Genomic DNA, 23,718 nt, shown 5'->3' on the forward strand with positions numbered 1-23,718 from the left:
CGCATCACGCTTTCTAAGCAGAATAAGCCCTCGTTCAGAGTCAGGACCTCCAAATGGCATAGACTTAATCTTTCAAAAGACCGCTGGCAGTGCCGTCTGAGCCAACAAAGATTGGAACTCCCTGCAGCACACCCTGGAAGCTCTGCAGCACAGGCCCAATGGATAGCCCGTGGGGGCCTATCTGGAACTCACGAATGGTATCCTCGTGCGCGCCAGTTCGTTTTTTGACCACTGAGATCGCCCGGCGCACGCGACCCTGTGCCTCGAAGAAGCGCATCAAAATGACTGTGTCAGCCAGATAGGTCACGTCCACGGGCGTATCCATATCGCCCACCACTCCATGTTGGGCAACCGTGAGGAATGCGCTCACGCCCCGTCGATTAAGATATCGAAGAAGTTCGTGCATATGCAGCAGGAGGGAGCGCTCTTCCGGCATTGCCGTACGAAAGCCGTTGAGGCTGTCGATCGCGACAAGCTCGACACCCTCATCTTCAACGCACAGCCGCACGCGGTGCGAAAATTCGCCAGGAGACAGCTCGGCAGCGTCTATTTGTTCGATGAACAGCAGCCCGTCCTCTTGAAAGCGCCGCAGTTCGATGCCCAAGGCCTTCGCACGATGGAAGAAAAGATTGATCTCCTCGTCGAACAAGAACATGCCAACCTTGTCGCCTCGCCGCATCGCGCCGATCGCATACTGCAACACCAGAAGCGACTTTCCGGTTCCGGCCGGACCGAGCACCAATGTGCTCGACCCCTTGTCGACGCCCCCGCCAAGAAGAAGGTCCAGCTCTTTGATTCCGCTTCCAAGCTCGGAGGCTACGAAATCGCCTCTGTGCTCCGAGGCGACGAGACGTGGAAAGACCTGCACGCCGCCGGTCTGGATCGTGAAGTCATGATAGCCGCCACGGTACGGCCTGCCCCGATACTTCATGACCTTCATCCGCCGCCGTTCGGCACCGTAATCGAGCGAGAGCTCCTCCAAGCGCAGCACGCCGTGCGCAATGGAGTGCGCCATCCTGTCGAGCGCATCGGTCGTGAGATCATCGAGTAGCAGAACCGTAATACCGCGCTTCGCAAAAACGTGCTTCAGCGCCAGAAGCTGACGGCGGTATCGCAATGAACTGTGTGCCAGGAGACAAATCTCCGAAAGGCTGTCGAGCACCAAAAGTTTCGGGTTAACGCGATCAACTGCTTTCAGGATGTGCTGGGTCGTTTCGCCGAGCTCCAGGTCGGAAGAATACAGGATGCTTTGCTGCTCGTCGGGATTGAGCACGCTGTCCGGGGGCTGCAGCTCGAAAATCTCCAATTCATCGTTGAGCGTCCATCCGTGGGACGCAGCCGTGTTCAGCAACTCCTCCTTGGTTTCCGATAGGGTGATATAGAGGCCCCGCTCCTTTGCCTTGGATCCCTGCAACAGGAACTGGAGCGCAATGGTCGTCTTTCCGGTGCCGGGATTTCCCTCGAGAAGGAACAGGCGCCCCCGAGCAAATCCGCCGGAAAGGACGTCATCCAGACCCTCGATACCCGTTGGTGCACTCTCCGGCTCGCTCATCCACACCTCTCCATGTCGCACCGCCGTCGGCGGTCAGCATAGTCGTGAGCAAGGTGCTAGTCCCGCCAAACCATAGTAAATTGTTCAGTCTTTCGCGATTGCCCCAAAGATCTGGAAGCCGAGATTCGGCGGTCCGCCCTAGCTCTTGGAAATCTTGAATGCGATCACGCGCCAGCAATTGAAGGGCCCTACGCATGCCAGGCTCAAATTCGACGAGTTTGTGGGACAGGGCGTGTGAAACACGATTTTCTAATAATGGCCTCTGGTTTGGCCATGGCGCGTTTCCTTGCTCGGCTCTGGCAGCATGGCGATGGCCAGGGCCACCGCGGCGCCCGCCTGGGCGCATACGAAAAGGAATGCAAACCAGCCCAACCCACCCGTCGGCGCGGACACGAGGGCTCCGACGAACGGCTTCCAGTAGGCAACCACAATGCCGGCGATGATGCCCGCAGCACAGCCGTTAAAAAGGGAATGGGCCAACAAGCGGACAAGCGAGGCTGGTTTCATCTCGACCATGAAACGTAACCGGCGGGGGCAAGCGAAGTTCCTTGCGGACCGTGCTGATCCGTTGTTGGGAAAAGCCGGCCACCTTGGGGATGATCGGGCGTACATTCAGGGCGTGGAACCTCAGGACAGAGCGCCGGTTTAGAAATCGGCATGACCATCCGGGCGACACAGTTCGCGGCGCTCGTCATAACGGCGCTTGCGCTTGTACCGTCGGCGGCACACCTTGCCGCCCTGTCCAACAAGATTGGCCTTCCGCAAGCCGAATACTTCACCGTGCAGGGCATCTACCGCGGATGGGCCATCCTCGGCTTGCTCTGGCCCGCCGCCATCGTCCTGAATGGTGTGCTTGCATATCTGGCCCGCGCGCAGCACGGGCCCTTTTGGCTGGCCATTGGCGCCGCATCCTGCTTCATCCTGATGCTTGCAATCTTCCTGCTTTGGACGCTTCCGGCGAACCAGGCGACCGGGAACTGGACAAGCGTGCCGGACAATTGGGACACGCTCAGGCGACAATGGGAATACTCCCATGCCGCCAATGCCGGGATTGCATTCATTGCGCTCTGCTTGACCGCACTCTCGGTGCTGTCGTGGCGACCGAACCAACCGTGACTTGAGATGCGTTTCTGCTCACCGCCATCGTCCCCGGCTGGTGAAACGGAAAAGCCCCGGACCAGGGGGCTTTTCGTCGAACGATCTGGCGTAACGCCCGGCTTTGCTCAGCTTTTGCCCCCTGCACGCTTCGCAGGCGCAGCCGTCGCTTCTTCGGCTTCGATGTTAATCTCGCTTTCCGCAAGCTCGGTGAGCTTCACATCCGTCGCCTTCTCTTCCTTGAGCGTCGCATCGAACAGTTTGACCGCATCGCTCATGCCGAGCTTCCCAGCCCAGGATTTGAGCGTACCGTAGCGGGTGATCTCGTAGTGCTCGACGGCCTGTGCAGCCGCCAGCATTCCCGCGTCGCGCACCGTGTCGTCCTTCACGTCCTTCATGATTTCCTCGCCTTCCTCGATGATGCCATCGATGGCGGGACACGTTTTGCCGCGCGGCGCCTTGCCGATGAGGTCGAAAACCTCCTCGAGGCGTTCGACCTGCGCTTCGGTTTCGGCGATGTGCATTTCGAAGGCCTTGGCAAGGTTGGGTGAGCTCGCCTTTTTGGCCATTTTTGGGAGCGCTCTCAGGATCTTCTTTTCAGCGTAGTAGATATCGCGAACGGTCTCTTCGAAAAGTTGCTCGAGGCTTTCCATCGTTATCTCCTGGCGTGGAAATGATGTGCTGCAAACCGCGTCAAGCCCGCCGGGGTTCCCAAAGTTGCGACGGACGCTTCCTGCTCACGTTTGAAGTCGCATCCTCAAGCCACCACCGACCATGTCTTCAACATTTGAATTCCGTGCATTAAGCGCTCGTTGCGGCGCATCTGACCTACCCGGATAGTCATAAAAAAGGCCTGCCTCCGGTGACGGCGATCGTGGCACCGCTCACATAACTTGAGAGAGGATCTGCCAGCATGACGAATGCCGTTGCGAGCTCTGCAGGCTGGGCGGGGCGTTGGAAAGGTGTCTGCTTTCCAAACTCCTCCACGGCCTCCAGCGGCAAGGTCGATGGAATGAGCGGCGTCCACACCGGACCAGGCGCGACCGAGTTCACGCGAATGCCCTTTTTCGCGAGCATCTGCGCCAGTCCGGCGGTGAAATTCGAGATTGCGCCCTTGGTTGCCGCGTAGGCGAGCAATGTCGGGTTCGGCGCATCTGAATTGATCGACGCCGTATTGATGATCGACGCACCGGGCTTCATGTACGGGACCGCAGCTTTCGTAAGATAGAACATGGCGTGAATATTGACTCGAAACGTCAGCTCCCACTCGTCATCTCTGATGTCAGCCAAGTCTTTGTATGAGGCTTGGTGAGCAGCGTTGTTGACCAGTATGTCAACGCCACCGAGCCCAGATACAGCCTCATCGACAATCTTGCGGCAGTGCGCCGAGTGTTGGATGTCTCCAGCAACGAGAACCGCCTTACGGCCCGCATTCTCGATCAACTTCTGGGTCTGCGCCGCATCCTCATGCTCGTCGAGATAAGAGAGCAGAATGTCCGCTCCCTCCCTGGCGAATGCATTCGCGACAGCGCGTCCGATCCCACTATCTCCCCCCGTGATGAGAGCCTTTCGGCCCCGCAGCCGCTGCGAGCCCACGTAGGTGGTCTCGCCATGATCCGGCCGCGGGGTCATCAAAGCGGTCAGGCCGGGGGGCTCCTGCTTTTCGGTTTTGAATGGCGGCGTGGGATATTGCGGTCGCATGGTTTTTTCCTAGATCGGCCGATCGGAGAGCTTCCACCCGTGCTCTGGCGGGAGCTCCCGTCGTCATCCTCTCGCCGCTAAGCCAGAATGAGAATGTCCACGATGGCGAACGTGTCGGGATCAACGATCACGACCCTGTCGTCGTAGACGAAATACTTGTACCTGCGGTACTCCGGCACGATCACGACCACGTCTTCCGGAACAGCATAAAGAGTGACAGAGCGCGGCACCGCGACACCGACGCCGATATTGATGTCAATATCCTTCACGACCGCCCCGGACTTGTGCGAGCGGAATGCTGACTGAACCTTCGTCCGCTTTTCTCCCGACAATTCCGTTATGCTACCGGCCGGCTTGGACTCGTTTCCAGCCGTGCCCTCGGACGCGCCGGACGAAGCGTCATTGTTTTTCTGTGACTTGTCCCCTTCCACTTCCTTCGAGCGCTTTGGCGATTTGTCGGAGCGGGTTGCGTTATCGTGGCCGGCCGTTCCCTCGGATGCGCCAGTCGAAGCCCCTTCGTTGTCCGATCTGGCTGCGTCACCCGCCTTCTTGCCGGAGCCGCGGCGATCGTTGGCTTCGGGTCTCCCAGTCCGGTCGGATCCTTCCACCCGAGATCCACGCTCCGCACCGGATGCTCCGGAGCCTGCGCGCGAGTCCGGCATGCCCGCGCCCGAGGGCCCCATGTCCTTGGCCGACGGCGCGGCGTCACCCGCATTTGGAGATTGACGTTCGCTTTGAGCATAGGCTCCAGTCGCAAGAAAAAGGGCCGCAAAGCTCGAGCAAACCAGCAGGGATGTTTTATTCATTCTTATGGCTCCTTATTATATCCCCGACACTCGAACTGAACCGTTCCCGCGCTTTTGCGTTCCGCGTTGCTTTCAATTATTGGCAGTGCAGCGATTGAGCCCCGTTATTGGGCTCGGCATGCAATAATCCGTTTCAGGGCGGAACCCAGAGGACAGCCATGTGTTTACCCGGTCACAATCCGGGTTCACCGAGTGCCGCCCTCATGCATGAAATCATCTATCTCATCGGCCTCATCGTCGTGGTGATGTTCGTCCTAGGCGCGCTCGGCTTGCGTTGAGGAGAACAGAGATGGCCGAAATGACCGCGCCCGATGTACGCACCAACTTCGTGGAGTGGGCACCCGTTCTGGCCGGCGCGGTGATCGCGTCCGCGATCGCTTTCGTTCTGGTCACCGCGGGCAGCGCCATCGGCCTTTCGCTCATCTCTCCCTATCCATCGCAATCCTACGGGAAATGGGCGGCAACGCTCGCAGCCTTCTGGGCCATCTTCGTGCCGATCCTGTCGCTGCTGGTCGGCGGCTATATCGCCGGGCGCCTGCGCGCAGCGTGGAACGCTGATGCGGACGAGGTGCAATTCAGGGACGGCGTCCACGGGATGTTGGTGTGGGCAACCGCCGTCGTCATCGGAGGCGTCCTGGCCTACCTCGCGGCCGCGACCGCCGCTCAGATTGGCGGCGAGATGGGAAAGGCTGCCATTGCCGACCGCGGCTCGCTCGTGGCCTCTTCTGTCGATACCCTTTTGAGGCCCGCTGCCGGAGGCGCCACAAACGCGCCATCAGCAGGCGCGGCAAACGACGAAAACCGTGCGGAGCTGTCGAGACTACTGGTGTCGGCAACCGCCGATGGATCGCTGAGCACCGCGGATCGCGATTATCTCGCACAGGTCGTCGCCGGCCGTACCGGGCTCACGCCCGACGAAGCGCAGAAGCGCGTCGAGGAGGCCTATTCCAGTGCTCTCAAGGCCGTCGATACGGCGCGCAAGACGGTGGTGGCAGCGGGGCTTGCGACCGCAACCGCTCTGCTCGTGGGTTTAGCCGCCGCATGGTACGCGGCGCAGCGCGGCGGTCATCACCGCGATCAGAACATTCCCGCCCGTTTCACATTCCTGGTCATGCGCCGGCGCGCGTAACACCGAAAGGAGAGAACTCATGCTTCGCGACATCACCCTCTGGCTTCTCGGGGTTCCCATCATCGCGATCATCGCCATGCACCTCCTCGGCATTCTGAACTGATTTGGAACAGGCTCCTGCGCGCGTTCGCTGACCGCCATCAGATCGCGCTTCAATATGGCTGAAAATATGTAGCTGAACCGCAACAGACCGCGATCAATATGATCGCGTGCGGCATCTTGTAGTTTGTCGTCAGCGGCACTCGCTCCTAGCCATTGATGTGAGTGACAGGATGGTCGAGCCCGTGCGCCGCTACGTTGGAATTCTAATCCTCGCTGCTTTCCTTTGCCGTGCGGCCATTCCGTTTGGATTCATGCTGGCGCCGTCGTCCGCTGCGCCCGGTGTCGTCGAGATCGTGATCTGTACCGATCATGGCGCGATGACGGTCGCTCTCGACGAGGACGGCGACACCTCCGAGCACGCCCGCATATCTCACGACCCGTGCCCGTTTGCTGCGTCGGCATTGCCCGCCGTGGCCGGGCAATCGGCTGCACTGTCCCTTGTGGTCACCTATGCGTCCGTGATCTACAAGCTGGCCGAGACCCAGTTCAGCTTGACGCCGCGCCCTCGCACGACTTTCGCGAGAGGCCCTCCGATCGTGGTCTGACGTTCGTTTTCGCCGCGCCCCCCTTTGGGCGCGCCCTGAGACCACACAAGGATCACGCATCATGTTTCGCTCGCTTTGCGGTGCCCCCGCGAAGGCTGTTCTGCTTTCGTCGGCCGCCTTCCTCTCGCTCCCCGTACTTCCGTCTGCGAACGCCCAAGAAACCCTGCCGGAAGTCGCTGTCGAGCAGCCCGCCACGCCCTCGCTCAAGAAAAAGAGGCCTGTTGCGCAAAGCAGTGCGCCAGCCATGGCCGAGCCAGATGTGGTGGAGGCCGACGGCGACGCTCAAAGCCTGCCGCCTATCGTCGGAGTCGGCGCGAAGGGTCTTGCCGTGCCGCTCACGACAACGCAGATCGGGCGGCAGGATATCCAGTCGAAGATACCCAATACGAGTGACACGGCCGAGCTTCTGCGAGGCGCGCCGGGCGTCAGCATTTTCAAGGCCGGCGGCGTATCCGGACTGCCGGTGATCAATGGCCTCAACGACGATCGCGTGAAGGTGCTTCTCAATGGCATGGTGGTCACGTCGGCCTGCGCGAACCACATGAACCCGCCGCTCTCCTTCGCGGATCCCTCACAGATCGCCTACGTCGAGGTGCTCGCGGGGGCGACGCCCGTCTCGAAGGGAGGGGACAGCCTCGGCGGCACGGTCATCGTCGAGTCTCTGCCGCCGCATTTTACCGGAGCGGGCGAGGACGTGCATACCACAGGCAGCATCTCGGCCTTCTACCGGAGCAATGGCAACGGTGTCGGCACCTCGGCGACGGCACATGCCGCGAGCAACACTGTCAGCGTGAACTATGCGGGGGCATGGACCCGCTCCGACAATTACGAGGACGGGCGCGGCAACGAGGTCCTGTCCTCCGAATACGAGGCTCAGAACCACCTGGTCCAATTCGCCGTGCGCAACGGCGAGGATCTGCTCATCGTGCAGGGCGGCATTCAGTACATCCCGTATCAGGCCTACGTGAACCAGTACATGGACATGGTCGAGAACGAGGCTTGGTTCCTGAACGCGCGCTACGTCGCCCACTTCGGCTGGGGCAAGCTCGATGCGCGGGCCTTCTACCAGAACACCCAGCACGAGATGGGTAAGCTCGCTGACAAGCAGCCGGGTGACATGCCGATGCTCACCGACGGCGAAGACGTCGGGTACTCGGTCAAGGCGGAGATACCTCTTTCCGAGCGCGACGTGCTGCGTGTCGGCAACGAGTTCCATCACCAGGGGCTCGACGACTGGTGGCCTCCCGTGGCGGGCAGCATGATGATGGGCCCGGATACCTTCTGGAATATCAACGGCGGCACCCGCGACCGCCTCGGCACTTTCGTCGAGTGGGAGCGTCAATGGACAAGCGCGTGGTCCTCACTGCTCGGCGTGCGCAACGACATGGTCTGGATGGATACGGGCGATGTCCAGCCCTACTGCACCATGGGCATGATGTGCATGACGGATGCCGCAGCCGCCGCGGCCTTCAATGCCATCGACCGGTCTCGGACGGACACAAATTTCGACTTGACCGCGCTCGCCAGATTTCAGCCCTCGACGTCGCAGAGCTACGAGGCCGGCTACGGGCGGAAGACCCGGTCTCCCAATCTTTACGAGCGCTATGCGTGGGGCCGGGGAAGCATGGCGATGAGGATGGTGGGCTGGTTCGGCGACCTCAACGGATACGTGGGCGATCCGGACCTCGATCCTGAGGTCGCGCATACCGTCAGCCTTACGGCCGGCTGGAGCAGCGGCGTGCGCAAGGACTGGGAGCTCAAGGTCACCCCCTACTACACCTATGTCGAGGACTACATCGGCGTTCGGAAGGTTGGAGACGGCGGGATGATGTCGCCGGACGTCGTCTATCTGCAGTTTGCAAATCACGATGCCGAGCTCTATGGCGTGAACCTCTCAGGGAGCCTGCTTCTCGCAGACTCGAGCCAGTTCGGTCGCTTCGCGCTCACCGGTGTTGCCGGATACGTGCACGGCGAGAACGCCGACACGGGCGTCAGCCTCTATCACATGATGCCGTGGAACGGCAGGCTCGCACTCACGCACACTCTTGGCGGCTGGACCAGCTCCGTCGAGGTCTACGCCGTCGCCGGCAAGCACAATGTCGACACGGTGCGCAACGAGATGGAGACCGCCGGGTACGCTTTGCTCAATCTCGCCACGAGCTACGAATGGGAGACCGTGCGCGTCGACCTCGGCATCAAGAACGTGTTGGACACGTACTTCGAAGATCCCCTCGCCGGCCACTACTACTGGGCGTCACCGCGCGACAACGTTCCCGGCGAGGGACGCTCGTTCAATGCTGGTTTGACGTTGAAATTCTGACGGTCGACACGGGGGGACTCCGAGATCCCGGAGTCCCTCGTGTTTTTTTGCCTTGAGCCAATTGGGGACTGCAATCCCGTTGGCTCATCGCGTGCTCAAGCACGCCGCCTGCCGAAGTGGCCTCCACGCGCGCGCCTTCGGCGTGTCGTCAGACAAATTTTGCGCGCACACTGTCAAATTTGATCCAGATCAAATTTGCTATACCCTTGCCATTGCTACCAACGCACGCAGAGAACGGGCAGCTACCAGCGCGCCCGCGGCAGAGGCCCGCCATGCAGCAGAAATCCCTATCAGGCAAGCCGGACCCCATCGTCCGCGGAATCACGCGGGCGGACGTCGTCGACGCACTGGCTGCCGGCACACGCGATTTTCAGGCCGCGCCGGGCTATGGCCTCGCGCTCGGTGGCCTATGCGCGCTGACCGGCCTCGCCGTCGTCGTCACGCTGTTCGTTGCGGGGCTACCTTATCTCGCCTACCCGATCGCGGCCGGCTTCGCCCTGATCGCCCCCACGCTCGCCGTGTTTCTCTACGAGGTAAGCCGCCGGCTCAGCAACAATGACACGCTCGCCTTCCGCGACGTCTGGCGCACCGTCATGGGCCGAAAAGAAGTCCGCTGGATGGGCTTCATGACCATCTTCGTGTTCGTCATGTGGATGTATCAGGTGCGCCTGCTGATGGCGCTGTTCCTAGGCTATAGCGGCATGGCGGCGACGCTCGAGGCGTTCCTCACGACCGTCCTGACCACGACGCCCGGCCTCATCTTTCTGCTGATCGGCAACGTCATCGGCGCCGTGTTCTCGACGGTGCTGTTCTCGCTGTCCGTCGTGTCGTTCCCGCTGGTCCTGGACCGCGACGTGGATTTCGTCACCGCCATGATCACGAGTGTCCGCGCCGTGATGCTCAACCCCGGGCCGATGTTGGTCTTCGGTCTCATCATCGCTGCGGCCCTCGTGCTGTCGGTGCTGACGGGCTTCCTGGGGCTCGTGATCGCCATGCCCGTGATCGGACACGCGACCTGGCACCTCTATAAACGCGTCATCGCCCCCGAAGCCCCCGCCGTGTGAGCGCAACAAAATCCGGGGATCGCAACATGCTGAGAACGGCGGCTGGAGCGCCGACGTTCAGGTCAGCTCATCGCGCGCGCAGGCCGAAGAAGCGGCGCGGTGCGACGAGCCCCGTCACCGGGTGCTCGCCGGCAAACTCGAAATCGAAGTGCGGCTCGAGCTTCGTCGCCGCCGCCTCGCTGCACAGAAACGAGCGGTTCAGCGTGCTCGCAATCTTTTCCATGCGGAACAGGAGAACGAGCTCGATGCCGGAAAGGCTGTCCTCGCCGAGGCTCTGGCCGCCGCCCATCAGAACGTCGCCGTAGTGCAGCGCGAGCCGGAACGGAAGCCCGGCGTCCGCCTGGACGCCGACGAGCTTCTCGATCGCGTTCGCCACCGCCCCGGTCGGCTGCGCCTCGCGCGGCCAGATCGCCAGAAAGCCGTCGCCCAGGTACTTGTTGATCACGCCGTCGTGCGTCTCGACGATCCGCCGGCAGTCGCCCGTCCACCGACCGACGATGGAGGCCCAGTGCTCCGGCGCATGCTGCATGGCGAGCCCGGTCGAGCCCACGAGATCGGCCACCAGCATCCAGCACGTCGCGCTCCGGACCTCGATCACGGTCAGCGGCGAGGTCGCGGCCGGCCCCCGATGCGCCAACGCATTCGGCTGGCGGAACGTGAGGCGCGTTGCGCCGATCGTCACGCTGTCGCCGTCCTTGAGGCGCGTCGGCAACGCGACGCGCAGGCCGTTCAGGAACGACCCGTTGCCGCTGCCGAGGTCCGCGAGCCAGTACTCGTTGCCGTCCTGGCGATGCACGAGCGCGTGCTTGCGGGACACCCGCTCGTCGCCGAGCACGATGTCGTTGCTCGATGCGCGCCCGATGGAGGACCCCGCTTCGAGCGGCCACACGTGGCCGTCCGCAGTCTCGAGCCATGCCTCCCGACTGTCCGTATCGTCCGTCGTCACTGCACGTCCTGCCTCGGGATTCGGCCGCTCGCGAGCGGCGGAAGCTGCAACAGTCTCGACACCGGCGGTAGGTGTTGCAAGCGATATATCCGCCTCTCCGGGCGCGCGTCAGGCCTCCCGCGCGACGAGGCGCCGGGCGAGGCCGTCGCCGGCGATCCTGCCGAGCGCTTCCGGGCTGCCGAGCGCCCCGGCGTCGGGCCGCGGCACCTCGAACTGTTTTTCATCGGCGGGCAAGGCCGTCTCGGCGATCAGCTTGCGGAGCTCGTCCATCTCATACTCGACCGAGCCAATCGTCTCCTGGGCGCGCGCCTGCTCGGCGGAGGCCCTGTCCACCCCGGCGCTGAAGTCCTCGAGCGCGCGCTGGATGACGGCGAAAGCCGCGTCCATGTCCAGGCCCATGGCGATTTTTCCCCCTAATCCACAGACCGGAGGTAACCGATTCCCAGCCTGGCGTTGCGGCCGGTCCTCTCTTTTGCGCAGCTTTACGGGTTGCAGCAGCGATCAGCCGAGCAGGGCCTCGGGAGCGGCGGTCTCGCCGTAGAGCGTCATCATCGGCTCGTCGTCAAGGATGGCCTCCTCGTACTTGCCGTAGCCGTTGAAGTCGCCGGCGATGGCACGGCCGTAGGCGCCGACGTTGCCGATCTCGAGGTAGTCGCCCTCGCGGATGCAGCCGGGCAGCGGGAACGGCCCCTTCATGTGATCGATCGAATCGCAGGTCGGCCCCCACAGCTCGTAGGGAACCAGCGCGTCACCCGCCGGCTCGCGGCCGATCAGGCGGGCCGGATACGTCCAGCCCAGGTGTGCGGCATCGAACAGCACGCCGTAGCCGCCGTCGTTGATGAAGAGATCGTTGCCGCGGCGGGCCTCGACGCGCACGATCAGGCTCTCGGCCTCGGCGACGAGGGCGCGTCCCGGCTCGCACATGAGCCGCACGTCCTCGCGCACGGGGAGCTTGTCCACGCCCTCCTCGATCGCGCCCAGAAAGTGCTTCAGGGGCGCCGGCTGCATGCCCGGGTAGATCGACGGGAAGCCGCCGCCGACATCGACGCGGTCGACGACCACGCCGGCTTTGCCGATCAGCGACTGCACCTCGGCCAGCGCGTTGACGTAGGCGTCCGGCGTCATGGTCTGCGAGCCGACGTGGAAGGTGATGCCGAGATCGGCCGCGACGCGGCGCGTCTCGACGAGAACGCGCGCGGCCTTCTGCCCGCTGGCGCCGAACTTGCGCTCGAGAGGGATGCGGCTGTTGATGGCGGGCACGGCGACGCGCACGAACAGCACGAGGTCGCGCGCCGGTCCCGACGGGCCGGACGTCTCCTCGACGATCTTCCTCAGCTCATCCTCGGTATCGAGCGAGAAGCTGCGCACGCCATGCTCGTGATAGGCGCGACGGATGCTCTCGCGCGACTTCACGGGATGCATGAAATGCAGCTCGGCGCCCGGAATGGTGGCGGCGTCCTCTATCTCGGGAAGCGAGGCCACGTCGAAGTGGCGGATGCCGGCGCCGTAGAGCGCGCCGATCAGGAAGACCGAGCTGTTGGCCTTGTAGGCATAGGCCACGTCGCCTTTGAAATTGTCGATGAACCAGCGGGCTGCGCGCGCCGCAGCATGCGGACGGGAGCACACCACGGGGCGCTCCGGCCTGCGAACGGCGACGAGCTCAGCCGCTGAGGCGTATCGCTCCATTTAACGGACCTCCACCAACTCGGGTTGGACCAGAAGCGCCGTGCGAAGCGAGAACCGTCGCCGTGCGTGGGCTGGATTTAGGGCCTGCGCGATGGGATGTAAAGACCTTCGCGCAGGTGAGAATTATGACGGTTCTGCAACGATTCCGGCGCGGGGCGGCGGAAATTGCTTTCCACTCTTCGAGGTGCCGAGCGCGTCGCTCATCTACCCTCCTCACTTGCGTTCTTGGGCGCGGCGGAGGGCGGCGGCGAGGGCGCTTTCGCCCGCGGGCGCGGCCGGCCTCCGCGGCGGCGGTGCGGCGCTCCGGGGGGCGTGCGAGGCGGCGGCACCCTGGGGCCGGGACGACGGCCCGCCCGACGCGCTCCGCTCGATAGCGCCCGAGCGCATGGTGAGGCCGATACGCTTCCTCTCGACGTCCACCTCCTTGACGCGGACCCTCACGACATCGCCGACCTTCACCACCTCACGCGGGTCCTTCACGAAGCGGTCGGCGAGCTCGGAAATGTGCACGAGGCCGTCCTGGTGCACGCCCACGTCCACGAACGCGCCGAAGGCGGCCACGTTGGTCACCGTGCCCTCGAGCTGCATGCCGGGCTTGAGGTCCGAGATCTTCTCGACGCCCTCCGCGAACGTGGCGGTCTTGAACTCGGGGCGCGGGTCGCGGCCGGGCTTCTCCAACTCGGCGAGGATGTCCGTCACGGTCGGGATGCCGAACGTCTGGTCGGCGTAGTCGGCCGGGCGGAGCGCTTTCAGGAACGCGCGGTCGCCGATCATGGCCTTGAGCGGGCGTCTGGTGGTCTCCGAGATCCGCTCGACGACCTCGTAGGCTTCGGGATGCACGGCTGACGCATCGAGCGGATTGGTGCCGTTCATGATGCGCAGGAAGCCGGCCGCCTGCTCGAACGCCTTGGGCCCGAGGCGCGGCACCTTCTTCAAGGCGGCGCGGGTCTTGAAGGCGCCGTTCTCGTTGCGGAAGGCGACGATGTTCGAGGCCAGCGTCTGGTTGAGGCCCGAGACGCGCGTCAAAAGCGGGACGGACGCGGTGTTCACGTCGACACCCACCGAGTTCACGCAGTCCTCCACCACGGCGTCGAGCGAGCGGGCGAGGCCGGTCTGGTCGACGTCATGCTGGTACTGGCCGACGCCGATGGCCTTGGGCTCGATCTTGACCAGCTCGGCGAGCGGATCCTGGAGGCGGCGGGCAATGGAGACCGCGCCGCGCAGCGACACGTCGAGATCGGGAAATTCCTTCGCCGCAAGCTCGGAAGCGGAATAGACGGACGCGCCGGCTTCCGACACCATGACCTTGGTGAGCTTGAGCTCGGGCATCTTCTGGATCAGCTCGGCGACGAGCTTGTCGGTCTCGCGGCTGCCGGTGCCGTTGCCGACGCTCACGAGGTCGACCTTGTGGCGGGCCGCGAGGGCCGCGAGCGTCGCGAGGGCGCCCGTCCAGTCGCGCTTCGGCTCGTGCGGATAGATGGTCGCCGTATCGAGCAGCTTGCCCGTGGAATCGACAATGGCGACCTTGACGCCGGTGCGCAGCCCCGGATCAAGGCCCATGGTGACGCGTGGGCCGGCGGGCGCGGCCAGCAGGAGGTCCTTCAGGTTCGAGGAGAAGACCGAGATCGCCTCGCTATCGGCGCGCTCCTTGAGGCGGGTCAGGAGGTCGGAGGTGATGCTCGTTGCGAGGCGCGCCTTCCAGGCGAGGCGCACGGTCTCGCTGAGCCAGGCATCGGCCGGGCGGCCCTTGTCGGCGATGCCGAAGGCGGCCTTGATCCTGGCCTCGGCGGGATGCGGCTTGGCCGTGTCGTGCTCGACGTCGAGGTCGATGTCGAGGATGCCCTCGTTGACGCCGCGCAGGAGCGCGAGTGCGCGGTGGCTCGGCATGTCCTTGATCGACTGACCGAAGTCGAAATAGTCGGAGAACTTGGCGCCTTCCGTCTCCTTGCCCTTCTTCACCTTCGAAGCGAGCGCGCCCTCGCTCCAATTCCATTCGCGCAGGCCCTGAACTACGTCCGCACGCTCGGAGATGCGCTCGATCAGGATGTGGCGGGCGCCGTCGAGGGCTGCTTTCCCGTCTGCGATGCCCTTGTCGGCAGCGATGTACTTTCCGGCCTCGGCGGCAGGGTCGAGCGCGGGGTTGCCGATGAGCGCGTCGGTCAAGGGCTCGAGGCCGGCCTCGCGCGCGATCTGGGCCTTCGTGCGCCGCTTGGGCTTATAGGGCGCGTAGAGGTCCTCCAGCTCGACCTTCGTCGCGGCGGCGCTCAGCGCGCGCGACAGCTCGGGCGTGAGCTTGCCCTGCTCCTCGACGCTTCTCAGCACCGTCGCGCGGCGGTCCTCCAGCTCGCGCAGGTAGACGAGGCGCTCGGCGAGCGTGCGCAGCTGCGTGTCGTCGAGCCCGCCCGTCCTCTCCTTGCGGTAGCGGGCAATGAAGGGCACCGTCGCGCCCTCGTCCAGCAACGCCACGGCAGCCGCGACCTGCCCCGCGCCGACGTGCAATTCATCGGCAATACGCTGATTGATCTTGTCCATGGATGGGCCTTTGGATTTGAGAGCGCGCGCGAGGTGCCTTAGCCCGATTCCGATGGGCAGGACAGCGACCCTCGCGCCCCCCTTTTCGCCGGACATCTTGGCAGAATGCGGCCCTCCGATCCGGGGATCCCGGTCTAAGCCAACCTGAAGCTTACGATGCGCGGGCGGTCAGCTCGCCAGCGGCCTGGGCCGTGCCCAGCTGGCGCTCCGGATCGTCCTCGATGTCGAGGGATACGAGACGGTCGCCCCGCCGGCCGATGGCCACGGCTGACGCCGAAACCTTTTCCAGCGCCTTGCCCGACAGCGCGAAATGGCGTTCGAGCTCGGCCACGCGTTCGGCGAGCCGCCCGACGTCGCCGAGCAGCAGCCCGACCTCGCGCTGGAGGAGCCCCGCCTGATCGCGCATCTTCGCGTCCTTGATCACGGCCTGCACGGTCTGCACGGCGAGCATGAGGATATTGGGCGCCACGATCACGACGCGGGCGCGGTGGGCGCGTTGCACGAGGTCGGCGAAGTGCTCGTGCAGGTCGCCGTAGACCGATTCCGAGGGGACGAACATCAGCGCCGTGTCCTGCGTTTCGCCCGGGATCAGATACTTGCCGGCAATCTCGTCGATATGCCGGCCGACGGCGGCGCGGATGGCATCGCGCGCGGCCTTCTGCTCGTCGGCGCTGCGGGCGATGCGCAGGGCCTCGAAGCCTTCGAGCGGGAATTTCGAATCGATGACGAGAGGCGCGGGCGTGTTCGGCAGGCGGATCACGCAATCGGGGCGCTTGCCGTTGGAGAGCGTAGCCTGGAACGCATAGGCGCCCGAGGGTAGTGCGTCGCGGATGATGGCCTCCATGCGGACCTGTCCGAAGGCGCCACGGGCCTGCTTGTTCGAGAGCACGCCCGAGAGCGAGCCCACCTCGGAGGAGAGATCGGCGAGGCTCTGCCTCGCCTCGGCGATGACGGCGAGGCGCTCGTTCAAGGTCGAGAGCGTTTCCGTTGTGCGCCGACCCGCCTCGGCCAGGTTGTCGCCCATGTGGCGGGAGAGCGTGTCGACGCGCTCGGAGAGGCGCGCCACGGTGTCGCTGTTCTGGCGCTGCGTCTCGGCCAGGCTTTCCGCGAGACGGCGGCTCACGCCGTCGAGGGCGATGCCGAGACGGGCCGCCACCTGCTCCACGCGCTCGTCGAGCGCGTGAGCTTCCTCGGCCTGGCGGCGCACCGTCATCTCGCTCATGGCGGTGAGGCGCCCTTTGATCTCGGCGAACTCGGCCGCCGTTGTCGAGGTCGGCGGCCCGCGCCGCAGAACCAACACTAACAACAGCAGCAGCATGACCGCCAAAACAGCAGCGGCGACGGCGAGGACGGGATCGGCCGTGTTCAGCGCTTCCCTGAGCGCTGCGAGCCAGTATGACAACCGATCGGAGACGGGTTCGACCATGCGCTTTGCGATATCCGATTCGCCTGCCCAAAATTCGTCAGGAACGGGATGATCTCTGTTTTGTCCGGGGTTCCTGTTGGAGGCTTATCGTGCGCGCCTTGCTCGTTGTCCTTCTGTTGCTTGTGGGCCCTGCTGCCGTTGCGCAAGAGCCTCATGAGGCCGAAATCCGTGCCGTCATCGCGCGTTGGTACGATGAGCTTGAAAAGAAAGACGAGGGCCGCATCCAGGCTCTCACGGCGCCGGGCTTCATCGACGCAACACCGCATTACCGGCATATCGATACCGGTGCCGCAAATCTCGGACCGCGCGTCTACACCTCGCTGGCGGCGCGGGCGCTCAAGTTCGCCTACGATATCGAGCGCATCCGCATCGATCCGAATTTCGCCAAAGTGAGCGTCTGGGAACGCGGTTACTTCTTCGCATCGGCGGCGCAGAAGACCTACGAGAGCGCGGCCGGCACCCTGTTCGTGCTCGAACGCCAGGAGAAGGACGGACGCTGGCTGATCCTCGCTCACCAATCGTCGTCGCAAGGCATTCCGCCGAACAAGATCACCGATCCGATGCCGGATCTGCGTGAGCACTACTACGCGACCGAGGGCAAGGATCGCGACCCGCAGGCGGACGCGCGCGAGGCGGGGAAATTCTGATCGTCAGAGCCTGCCGGGATCGATGGTCACGGCGATCGCCGCGCGGCCTTCGGCAGCCGGCCCCTCCGGATCGACGGCGGGTGACCCCTCCGCGGCCACCGGGCGCCCCCGCCGCTTGCGGCGCGCAGCCTCCGCCTCCTCGCGGGCGCGAATCGTCCGCTCGCGCTCGGGAATGGTGCGCAGGAACGTGCGCCAGTCGCCCAGGATGGCGAAGCGCTGCTTCTCGTAGTCGTAAGCGATGCCCGTGGGTTGGCGCGACTTGCGCTGGCAGATGGCGACGATCTGCTCCTCGCCGCTGCGCTCGAAACGGAACTGATAGCCGGCGTCGTGGCCGGGAATGCGGACGACGACGCCGGGCGCGATCAGGTTGTCCGGCTCGAGCTCGTTCGGAAACAGCACGACGGCTTTGCCGTCGCGGTCGATATTGATCAACGTCAGGTGACAGGCGCGTCCGACGGCGACGTTGAAGGTCACGAGATCGCGCGGCCTGTAGCCCAGCTTGTCGCTCCAGAGCACCACGTCGATGGCGGTGTCGGATGGCGGCGCGCCGCTCAGCGCCGAGCCGGGCCGCGCCTCGCCGTCGAGCGCGCGCGACAGGCTATCCCAGGCGGCGCGCGGGAGCGGCGCGTGCATGAGACGGCGCGCGGGGAGCAGGAACTCGCCGCCGACCGCCGCGAGTTGCGCAGCGAGGACGGCGGGAGCGACGCCGCGCTCGGCGGCCGCGCGTACAAGGTCGACATCGCGCATCCAGAGCTGCGCCAGGCTTTCGATCGCCGCGTACTCCGGGGCCGTCGCTCTCCCATCGGAGGCATGCTCGGACAGGACGTGCGCGGCGAGCCAATCGGCCGGCACGGCGTCCGCGGTCGCGATGCGGGGGGCGGTTTCCATGAGGCGCACCCACTCGCCCGAGGTAAGACCGAGCCGCGAGAGGCGCACAACGAAGAGCGTATCGGCCACGCCCAACGTCTCGATTTCGAGCGACGCTCTGCCCTCGGCGAGCGCGGCGAGGAGCGCGCGGACGGCCTCGCGGCCGTCCTTGAGCCGCGGCTCGGGAAGGCAGGCGTTCCAGAGGTGGGCCAGCGACAGGAAGCGCGCGTCTCCCCGCTCGTCCGCGCCGTGCCGTCTCGTCCAGTCGGCGATCAGCAGGGCGACGTCGGCATTGGTGACGGGCGCACGGCCGCGGCAGGGGGCATCCCGCGGCGGAAGGCTCTCGATCCAGTCGCGGACGGTCTCGACCTCGGCCGGTGTCGGGCCGGCGCCCGCGTCGAGCGTCTCGGCCGCGAGCAGGCGCTGATAGGCCGGTGACGCATCGGGGCGTCCCGGCACCACAAGCCCCAAGTCTTCGGCGAGCGCCGCGAGATCGAGCGCGCCGTTCCTCGCGTGTCCGTCCCGGCATTCGGCGCAGTGCGCCTCCAGCACGGCGCGGGCGCGCTCGGGCAGCTCGGTGCCGACCGGGCCGGCCGCCGGCGCGCCCGGCGCTGCCATCAGCGCCAGCGCGAACGGCGCGCACGCCCATCTTTGCATCCAGCTTCGCATCCCGCCCGCCATGCCGGCTCCTTCAGTCCGACAGATTAGCGGCGCCGCAAGGGCTCGCGCTAGCGGCGCTCCGAAACAGAGTGTGCGCCGATGGCGTGCGTGTTGCTTCTACCTCCGCGGATGGCACGCCTTAACCACGGCGCGAGGTCACGGGCGCCCCGGACGGGCGGTGCCCTTCGGCAACGGTAGCCTCGGCGACGGGCGTGGCCTATGTGTGAAGCATGGCCCGGCGGGCCGCCGCAAGGATCTCCCCTCGCATCATGCCCCATGGCGGACATCTCCTGATCGATCAGCTCGCGGCGCACGGCGTCCAGCGCGTGTTCGAGGTGCCGGGCGAGAGCTTCCTCGCCGCGCTCGACGGGCTCTACGACACGCCGGCGATCCGCACCATTATCTGCCGGCACGAAGGCGCCGCGGCGATGATGGCGGAAGCGACGGGCAAGATCACGGGAGCGCCGGGCATCGCCTTCGCCACGCGAGGCCCCGGGGTCACCAATGCGGTCTCGGGCGTGTACGTCGCCCAGCAGGACGCGACGCCGATGATCCTGTTCGTCGGGCTGCCGGCGACGCCGCTCGAGGAGCGCGCACCGTTCCAGGAGATCGACATCGCGGCCCTGTTCTCCTCCGTCGCCAAATGGACGGCGGTGATCCGATCGGCGGATCGCATCCCGGAGTATGTGGCGCGCGCGTTCCGGGTCGCGACGTCCGGGCGGCCGGGCCCGGTCGTGATCGGACTGCCGGAGAACGTGCTGTCGGCCCAAAGCACGGCACACGTCCTCGCCCCGGCCGCGGCCGTGGGCGCCGCCCCCGCGTCGCGCGACATGAGCGACCTCGCCCAGCGGCTCGGCGCGGCGGAACGCCCGCTGCTCATCGTCGGCGGGCCGGGCTGGAGCCCGACCGTTCAACGGGCCATCGAGGAGTTCGCGACGGCGTTCGACGTTCCCCTGGCGGCCTCGTTCCGCTGCCAGGATTACGTGGACAACCGGCACGCGAGCTACGTGGGGCACCTGGGTTTCACGACCGACCCCAAGCTCAAGGCCGGCCTCAAGGCGGCGGACCTCGTGATCGCCGTCGGCGCGGAGCTTGGCGACATTGCGACGGGCGGCTATTCGCTCCTCGGCGGACCTGGGCAGACGGTCGTGCAGATCCATCCCGAGCCTGCCGCCATCGTCGGCTATCGCGAGGCGGCGCTTTCGATCGCGGCCACGTCGGCGGCCTTCGCGGAGACGCTCGCCACGTTCGCGCCGAACCTCCGGGGCGCGGCCGAGCGCCGGTGGGCGCACTTCCGGCAGGATTTGAGATCCGCCTACGAGGAGAGCCTCGCACCACGCACCACGCCAGGCGCCGTGCGCATGGAGGACGTGGTCCGCACGGTTTCGAGGCTGCTGCCCGAGGACGGCTTCGTCACCAACGGCGCCGGAAACTACTCGCAGTGGGTGCACCGCTACTTCCAGTTCAAGGGCTACCGCAGCGGGCTCGCGCCCACGTCGGGATCGATGGGCTACGGATTGCCCGCGGCGATTGCGGCCAAGCTCGCCTATCCCGAGCGGCCGGTGGTGGCGTTCGCGGGCGATGGCTGCTTCGCCATGACGGCAGCCGAGCTCAGCACGGCCGTGCAATATGGCCTGCCCCTGGTGATCCCGATCGCCAACAACGGCATGTACGGCACCATCCGCATGCACCAGGAGCGCGCCTTCCCGGGACGTCCGAACGGGACGAGCCTCGTCAATCCGGATTTCGCGGCGTTCGCGCGCGCCCATGGCGCGGCGGGCGCGACCGTCACGCGGGGCGAGGATTTCGAGGCGGTGTTCCGCGATGCGCTCGACGCCGACGTGCCGTTCGTCATCGACCTCCGGCTCGACCCCGAGGCCATCACACCGATGGAGACGCTGACGGGCGTGCGCGGGGGCGCGGCCGGGAAGTAGTGGAGCAGGTTGAGGAACGCGAGTTCGGACTTTCCGCCGGCAAGGCCATGTTTCTAAACGGACACGCCGTGCGTACTTAGCGGGCCAGCACCCATCAATACTGGCTATCCTGGCTCCCAATATCAGAAGCTATGGCTGTGAAGAACCGATCGGCCGCCTCTCTAAGCTGCTTGTCGGTGGCGCCTGAAGGCGTTCGTTCCGCGAGGTGCGTTTTTACCTTCTCACCAAATGCAAGAATATCGTTGGCTCCCTGTCCTGACTTCATCATGCTGTCGCGAACCATCAGCGCCACGACGTGCTCTAGCACTGTCATCCTCGCCAGCAGCTGGGCTTCCTCGTGAGGCGATGCATTGCTCATTGCCTATGTACCTATAGTCCTTGTCTTCCAGACCTCAGTGGCTGGTCTCCGATCCCTCACCGACCGTCCTAAGTTGTCCCGCCATAATTTGCGCTTGCCATTCCGGATCAAGCGTGACGGACAAAATAGTGCGGCATTGGTCGCAGATAAACTGAAGGGCCGGCACCGTGGTTTGGGAAAACTCCTCGCGGGCGCGAAAGGGGGCAACGAGGATGTTGGGTGCAGCGCCGCATTTAGGGTATTTTCCTTGCATCGCAACGTTTCCTGACCGGCATTTCTATAACACGAAATAGAAAGGCCGTCCCCACGGGAACGGCCACGGCGCCGAAGGCGACGCTAATAAGGCAAATTATGCCGCAGCGATGTTGCTGACGGCGATCTTGCCCGAGCGACGATCTTCCTGCGTATCGAATGAAACCTTCTGGCCCTCATTCAGGCTGTACATTCCTGCGCGCTCAAGCGCGCTGGCGTGAACAAACACGTCTTTGCTGCCGTCATCCGGCGCAATAAATCCATAACCCTTTTGCCCATTGTAGAATTTGACAGTGCCGGTATTCATAATTTTTCCAATGCTATTTGCATGCTAACGAGCTGGCACACGCCAACGGGCATGTGCCAGCTCCAGGTCTCGATTTTTTGGGGTTTATGAACACACGCTCAGCAGTGCTAACTACGAAGCCCGTATTCCATCCAAATGTCGATGTCGGAAAAGTAATGATAAACACCCAGAATTACAAGCCCTGATTTTCAAAATCTACATTTATTTTGGGCGGAGATATAATTTTGCTAATTTCACTTGCCGGATGATTTTGCACTGAAGTGTCGCTCGAACGGATATGCAGCACTTGCATAGAAGTCCTGTATCGCACCTACGTCATATCTCTCGTCGTCGACCTGGAGAACGGCGTGTTGAAGCAGCGCCGGATCGAGCTCCTCGATCGCGTATTGTATGGCTAGGGCAGCAGTGTCGAAGCGCTTGTACGATACAATCTGGCGTCCCCTGGCGGGGAACAATTCAGCTGCTGCCTGGAAATCGAACTCCTTCATGAGGATCGCCATCTGCTAAAATGTGAGCTGGCCTTCCGTGGCCACCCGCTCGCAGTTGTCGGTTGCCGATTTAATGCGATATTTCACCTGGCCACCTTCGATCGGCAGGAGCTTCAATACCCTGTACATGGATGAGCTAGACGTTGAACCTTTGGGGGGATGATACGTCACAACTTGGCCCAGCTTGAATCTGTGTGCAGACATTCTGTTCTCCTGTTTCCTTCGACGCTGCATGCCGATTTCATCAAGACGGCGTACCTTGTCGCGCAACGACGCTTGAACAGCAGGGGCCGCGCCACTGAGGGATGCGCCGACGACAACCTGCTGAAGCCAGAGCTTTGTCATGGCAACGTCGAGCAGCCCCAGGGATTCGGGGCTAAAACCATCGGGATTTTTCTGGAATGGCATGACTGTGCTCCGATCTGGCGGGAGCACGCGCATCTCTCAGCCGCTGGTGCCTTTTCGTCCCAGCGATGGCGGCACCATAAGATGATGAGCCCCGAAAGTCCACCCTCGTGACCCTGGGTCCAGGCAATGCCGTGCTAGGAGCACTGTTCACCCACCTACTTCCAAAACCGGTCGTAGAGACCGAGCACGACCTCGAGCAGGATCAGCACGATGATGTACCATTCGAGGCGGTGGCTCGTGCGCGTCGCGACGAGGCCCGTCAGCGTCTCGGACGTTTCGCGGATGACATCGAGCTTGCGGGCGATGGCGCGGCTCCTGACCGTAAGGTCGTACTCATCGACAAGGCGGGTCCAGAGCCGCTCGAGCTCGGGGTGGTCCCATAGAACGTCCGGTTTCTCCTCGAGGTCGACGCGGCTTGCAAGGCGGCCCTGGATGGCCAGCGCGTCGCCGATCTGGCTCAGCAGCTCCCGTTGCGTCTGGTCCGGCAGACGGCCCTGCTTCAGGCGCTCGGTCAGCGGCCCGATGCGGTCAAAAGCGCGCGCGATGCGCCGCTCATCGTAGGCCAGCGCGACACTCGTCGCCATCGCCTCGGCCACGAGCAGGATGCGGTTCTGGTCGAGGCCGCGCAGGAAGAGCGTGCCGACCGGACCCGAGAGATCGTCGGCATCGGGCTTGACCTCCAGGCGCACCGTCTCGCTCTCGCGCTCGCTCTCGGCCAGCGGCTCGGCGATGCGCCCGCCGAGGCTGTCGATCAGCGCATCCTCGGCTACCGGCGTGAGGCCCACGAAGACGGCCGTGCCGCTCTTGAACAGCACCACCGTTCCGTCCTCCGGCGTGCGGAACGCGAGCGGGATGGTGGAGACCACGTCGTCGCGCTCAAGCCCCTTGAGGTC

24 protein-coding genes are annotated in these 23,718 nt (G+C 64.4%); 7 read left to right on the forward strand and 17 right to left on the reverse strand.

Features of this window, described 5'->3' with window-relative positions; genetic code table 11:
* Nucleotides 1–64 precede the first annotated feature (64 nt).
* Both V7082_RS11945 and V7082_RS11950 read right to left on the reverse strand, forming a co-directional pair.
* The gene (locus V7082_RS11945; RefSeq protein WP_334148790.1) at nucleotides 65–1,552 is read right to left on the reverse strand and encodes an ATPase domain-containing protein; all 1,488 of its coding nucleotides are present in this window, start codon (nucleotides 1,550–1,552) and stop codon (nucleotides 65–67) included.
* Between the two features lie 249 nt (nucleotides 1,553–1,801).
* A complete protein-coding gene (locus V7082_RS11950) occupies nucleotides 1,802–2,068 on the reverse strand; it encodes a hypothetical protein (RefSeq protein WP_334148792.1) in 267 nt (88 codons plus the stop codon).
* A 141-nt stretch (nucleotides 2,069–2,209) separates the two neighbouring features.
* Between V7082_RS11950 and V7082_RS11955 the strand changes: the two genes are divergently transcribed.
* Nucleotides 2,210–2,668: a DUF1772 domain-containing protein gene (locus V7082_RS11955; RefSeq protein ID WP_334148794.1), complete on the forward strand. Its 459-nt coding sequence runs from the start codon at nucleotides 2,210–2,212 to the stop codon at nucleotides 2,666–2,668.
* 107 nt (nucleotides 2,669–2,775) lie between these two features.
* Here the strand turns inward: V7082_RS11955 and V7082_RS11960 are convergent, their stop codons facing one another.
* From V7082_RS11960 to V7082_RS11970, 3 genes are all read right to left on the reverse strand, one after another.
* On the reverse strand, nucleotides 2,776–3,300 hold the full coding sequence (locus V7082_RS11960; protein ID WP_334148796.1) for a YciE/YciF ferroxidase family protein: 525 nt from the start codon (nucleotides 3,298–3,300) through the stop codon (nucleotides 2,776–2,778).
* Between the two features lie 187 nt (nucleotides 3,301–3,487).
* A complete protein-coding gene (locus V7082_RS11965; protein ID WP_334148798.1) occupies nucleotides 3,488–4,348 on the reverse strand; it encodes an SDR family oxidoreductase in 861 nt (286 codons plus the stop codon).
* Nucleotides 4,349–4,425: 77 nt separating this feature from the next.
* Nucleotides 4,426–4,617, reverse strand: a complete 192-nt coding sequence (locus V7082_RS11970) for a DUF1236 domain-containing protein (RefSeq protein ID WP_334148800.1) — start codon at nucleotides 4,615–4,617, stop codon at nucleotides 4,426–4,428.
* Between the two features lie 826 nt (nucleotides 4,618–5,443).
* Between V7082_RS11970 and V7082_RS11975 the strand changes: the two genes are divergently transcribed.
* The 4 genes from V7082_RS11975 (at nucleotide 5,444) to V7082_RS11990 (ending at nucleotide 10,314) form a co-directional block, all read left to right on the forward strand.
* Entirely contained in the window at nucleotides 5,444–6,283 is an 840-nt protein-coding gene (locus tag V7082_RS11975) for a hypothetical protein (protein ID WP_334148802.1), read from the forward strand.
* Between the two features lie 272 nt (nucleotides 6,284–6,555).
* Nucleotides 6,556–6,930 carry a DUF2946 family protein gene (locus V7082_RS11980; protein ID WP_334148804.1) on the forward strand — a complete coding sequence of 125 codons (375 nt, stop codon included), beginning with the start codon at nucleotides 6,556–6,558 and terminating at the stop codon, nucleotides 6,928–6,930.
* Between the two features lie 61 nt (nucleotides 6,931–6,991).
* Nucleotides 6,992–9,250: a TonB-dependent receptor gene (locus tag V7082_RS11985; RefSeq protein ID WP_334148806.1), complete on the forward strand. Its 2,259-nt coding sequence runs from the start codon at nucleotides 6,992–6,994 to the stop codon at nucleotides 9,248–9,250.
* Nucleotides 9,251–9,522: 272 nt separating this feature from the next.
* Nucleotides 9,523–10,314, forward strand: coding sequence for a DUF2189 domain-containing protein (locus V7082_RS11990; protein WP_334148808.1), 792 nt, complete (start codon nucleotides 9,523–9,525; stop codon nucleotides 10,312–10,314).
* A 67-nt stretch (nucleotides 10,315–10,381) separates the two neighbouring features.
* Here V7082_RS11990 and V7082_RS11995 read toward each other — a convergent pair whose 3' ends face one another.
* The 5 genes from V7082_RS11995 to V7082_RS12015 all read right to left on the reverse strand — a co-directional run bounded on the left by V7082_RS11995 (nucleotide 10,382) and on the right by V7082_RS12015 (nucleotide 16,904).
* The gene (locus V7082_RS11995; RefSeq protein WP_334148810.1) at nucleotides 10,382–11,260 is read right to left on the reverse strand and encodes an adenylate/guanylate cyclase domain-containing protein; all 879 of its coding nucleotides are present in this window, start codon (nucleotides 11,258–11,260) and stop codon (nucleotides 10,382–10,384) included.
* A 108-nt stretch (nucleotides 11,261–11,368) separates the two neighbouring features.
* Nucleotides 11,369–11,659 (reverse strand): hypothetical protein, encoded by a 291-nt coding sequence (locus V7082_RS12000; protein WP_334148812.1) that lies wholly within the window; start codon nucleotides 11,657–11,659, stop codon nucleotides 11,369–11,371.
* 102 nt (nucleotides 11,660–11,761) lie between these two features.
* Nucleotides 11,762–12,946, reverse strand: a complete 1,185-nt coding sequence (locus V7082_RS12005; RefSeq protein WP_334148814.1) for a type III PLP-dependent enzyme — start codon at nucleotides 12,944–12,946, stop codon at nucleotides 11,762–11,764.
* Between the two features lie 213 nt (nucleotides 12,947–13,159).
* Nucleotides 13,160–15,478, reverse strand: a complete 2,319-nt coding sequence (locus tag V7082_RS12010) for a Tex family protein (protein WP_334148816.1) — start codon at nucleotides 15,476–15,478, stop codon at nucleotides 13,160–13,162.
* A gap of 151 nt (nucleotides 15,479–15,629) precedes the next feature.
* Nucleotides 15,630–16,904 carry a DNA recombination protein RmuC gene (locus V7082_RS12015; protein WP_334148818.1) on the reverse strand — a complete coding sequence of 425 codons (1,275 nt, stop codon included), beginning with the start codon at nucleotides 16,902–16,904 and terminating at the stop codon, nucleotides 15,630–15,632.
* Between the two features lie 89 nt (nucleotides 16,905–16,993).
* Between V7082_RS12015 and V7082_RS12020 the strand changes: the two genes are divergently transcribed.
* The gene (locus V7082_RS12020) at nucleotides 16,994–17,551 is read left to right on the forward strand and encodes a hypothetical protein (RefSeq protein WP_334148820.1); all 558 of its coding nucleotides are present in this window, start codon (nucleotides 16,994–16,996) and stop codon (nucleotides 17,549–17,551) included.
* Nucleotides 17,552–17,554: 3 nt separating this feature from the next.
* Here the strand turns inward: V7082_RS12020 and V7082_RS12025 are convergent, their stop codons facing one another.
* A complete protein-coding gene (locus V7082_RS12025; RefSeq protein ID WP_334148821.1) occupies nucleotides 17,555–19,099 on the reverse strand; it encodes a DUF4384 domain-containing protein in 1,545 nt (514 codons plus the stop codon).
* A gap of 248 nt (nucleotides 19,100–19,347) precedes the next feature.
* Here V7082_RS12025 and V7082_RS12030 point away from each other — a divergent pair, with 248 nt between their 5' ends.
* Nucleotides 19,348–21,012 carry a thiamine pyrophosphate-dependent enzyme gene (locus V7082_RS12030; RefSeq protein ID WP_334148823.1) on the forward strand — a complete coding sequence of 555 codons (1,665 nt, stop codon included), beginning with the start codon at nucleotides 19,348–19,350 and terminating at the stop codon, nucleotides 21,010–21,012.
* A gap of 94 nt (nucleotides 21,013–21,106) precedes the next feature.
* Here the strand turns inward: V7082_RS12030 and V7082_RS12035 are convergent, their stop codons facing one another.
* The 6 genes from V7082_RS12035 to V7082_RS12060 all read right to left on the reverse strand — a co-directional run.
* Nucleotides 21,107–21,370, reverse strand: coding sequence for a hypothetical protein (locus tag V7082_RS12035; RefSeq protein ID WP_334148825.1), 264 nt, complete (start codon nucleotides 21,368–21,370; stop codon nucleotides 21,107–21,109).
* A 34-nt stretch (nucleotides 21,371–21,404) separates the two neighbouring features.
* Nucleotides 21,405–21,623, reverse strand: a complete 219-nt coding sequence (locus tag V7082_RS12040; protein WP_334148827.1) for a hypothetical protein — start codon at nucleotides 21,621–21,623, stop codon at nucleotides 21,405–21,407.
* Between the two features lie 96 nt (nucleotides 21,624–21,719).
* Complete coding sequence (locus V7082_RS12045) at nucleotides 21,720–21,929, reverse strand: cold-shock protein (protein ID WP_334148829.1); 210 nt, start codon at nucleotides 21,927–21,929, stop codon at nucleotides 21,720–21,722.
* Between the two features lie 233 nt (nucleotides 21,930–22,162).
* Nucleotides 22,163–22,417 carry a hypothetical protein gene (locus tag V7082_RS12050; RefSeq protein WP_334148831.1) on the reverse strand — a complete coding sequence of 85 codons (255 nt, stop codon included), beginning with the start codon at nucleotides 22,415–22,417 and terminating at the stop codon, nucleotides 22,163–22,165.
* A gap of 15 nt (nucleotides 22,418–22,432) precedes the next feature.
* A complete protein-coding gene (locus V7082_RS12055; protein WP_334148832.1) occupies nucleotides 22,433–22,825 on the reverse strand; it encodes a hypothetical protein in 393 nt (130 codons plus the stop codon).
* 155 nt (nucleotides 22,826–22,980) lie between these two features.
* Nucleotides 22,981–23,718, reverse strand: a 738-nt coding sequence (locus V7082_RS12060; protein WP_334148833.1) for an RMD1 family protein, incomplete at its 5' end; no start/stop codon positions are given.

Origin of the sequence: Hyphomicrobium sp. (assembly GCF_036833075.1) — a bacterium.
Lineage (GTDB): Bacteria > Pseudomonadota > Alphaproteobacteria > Rhizobiales > Hyphomicrobiaceae > Hyphomicrobium_C.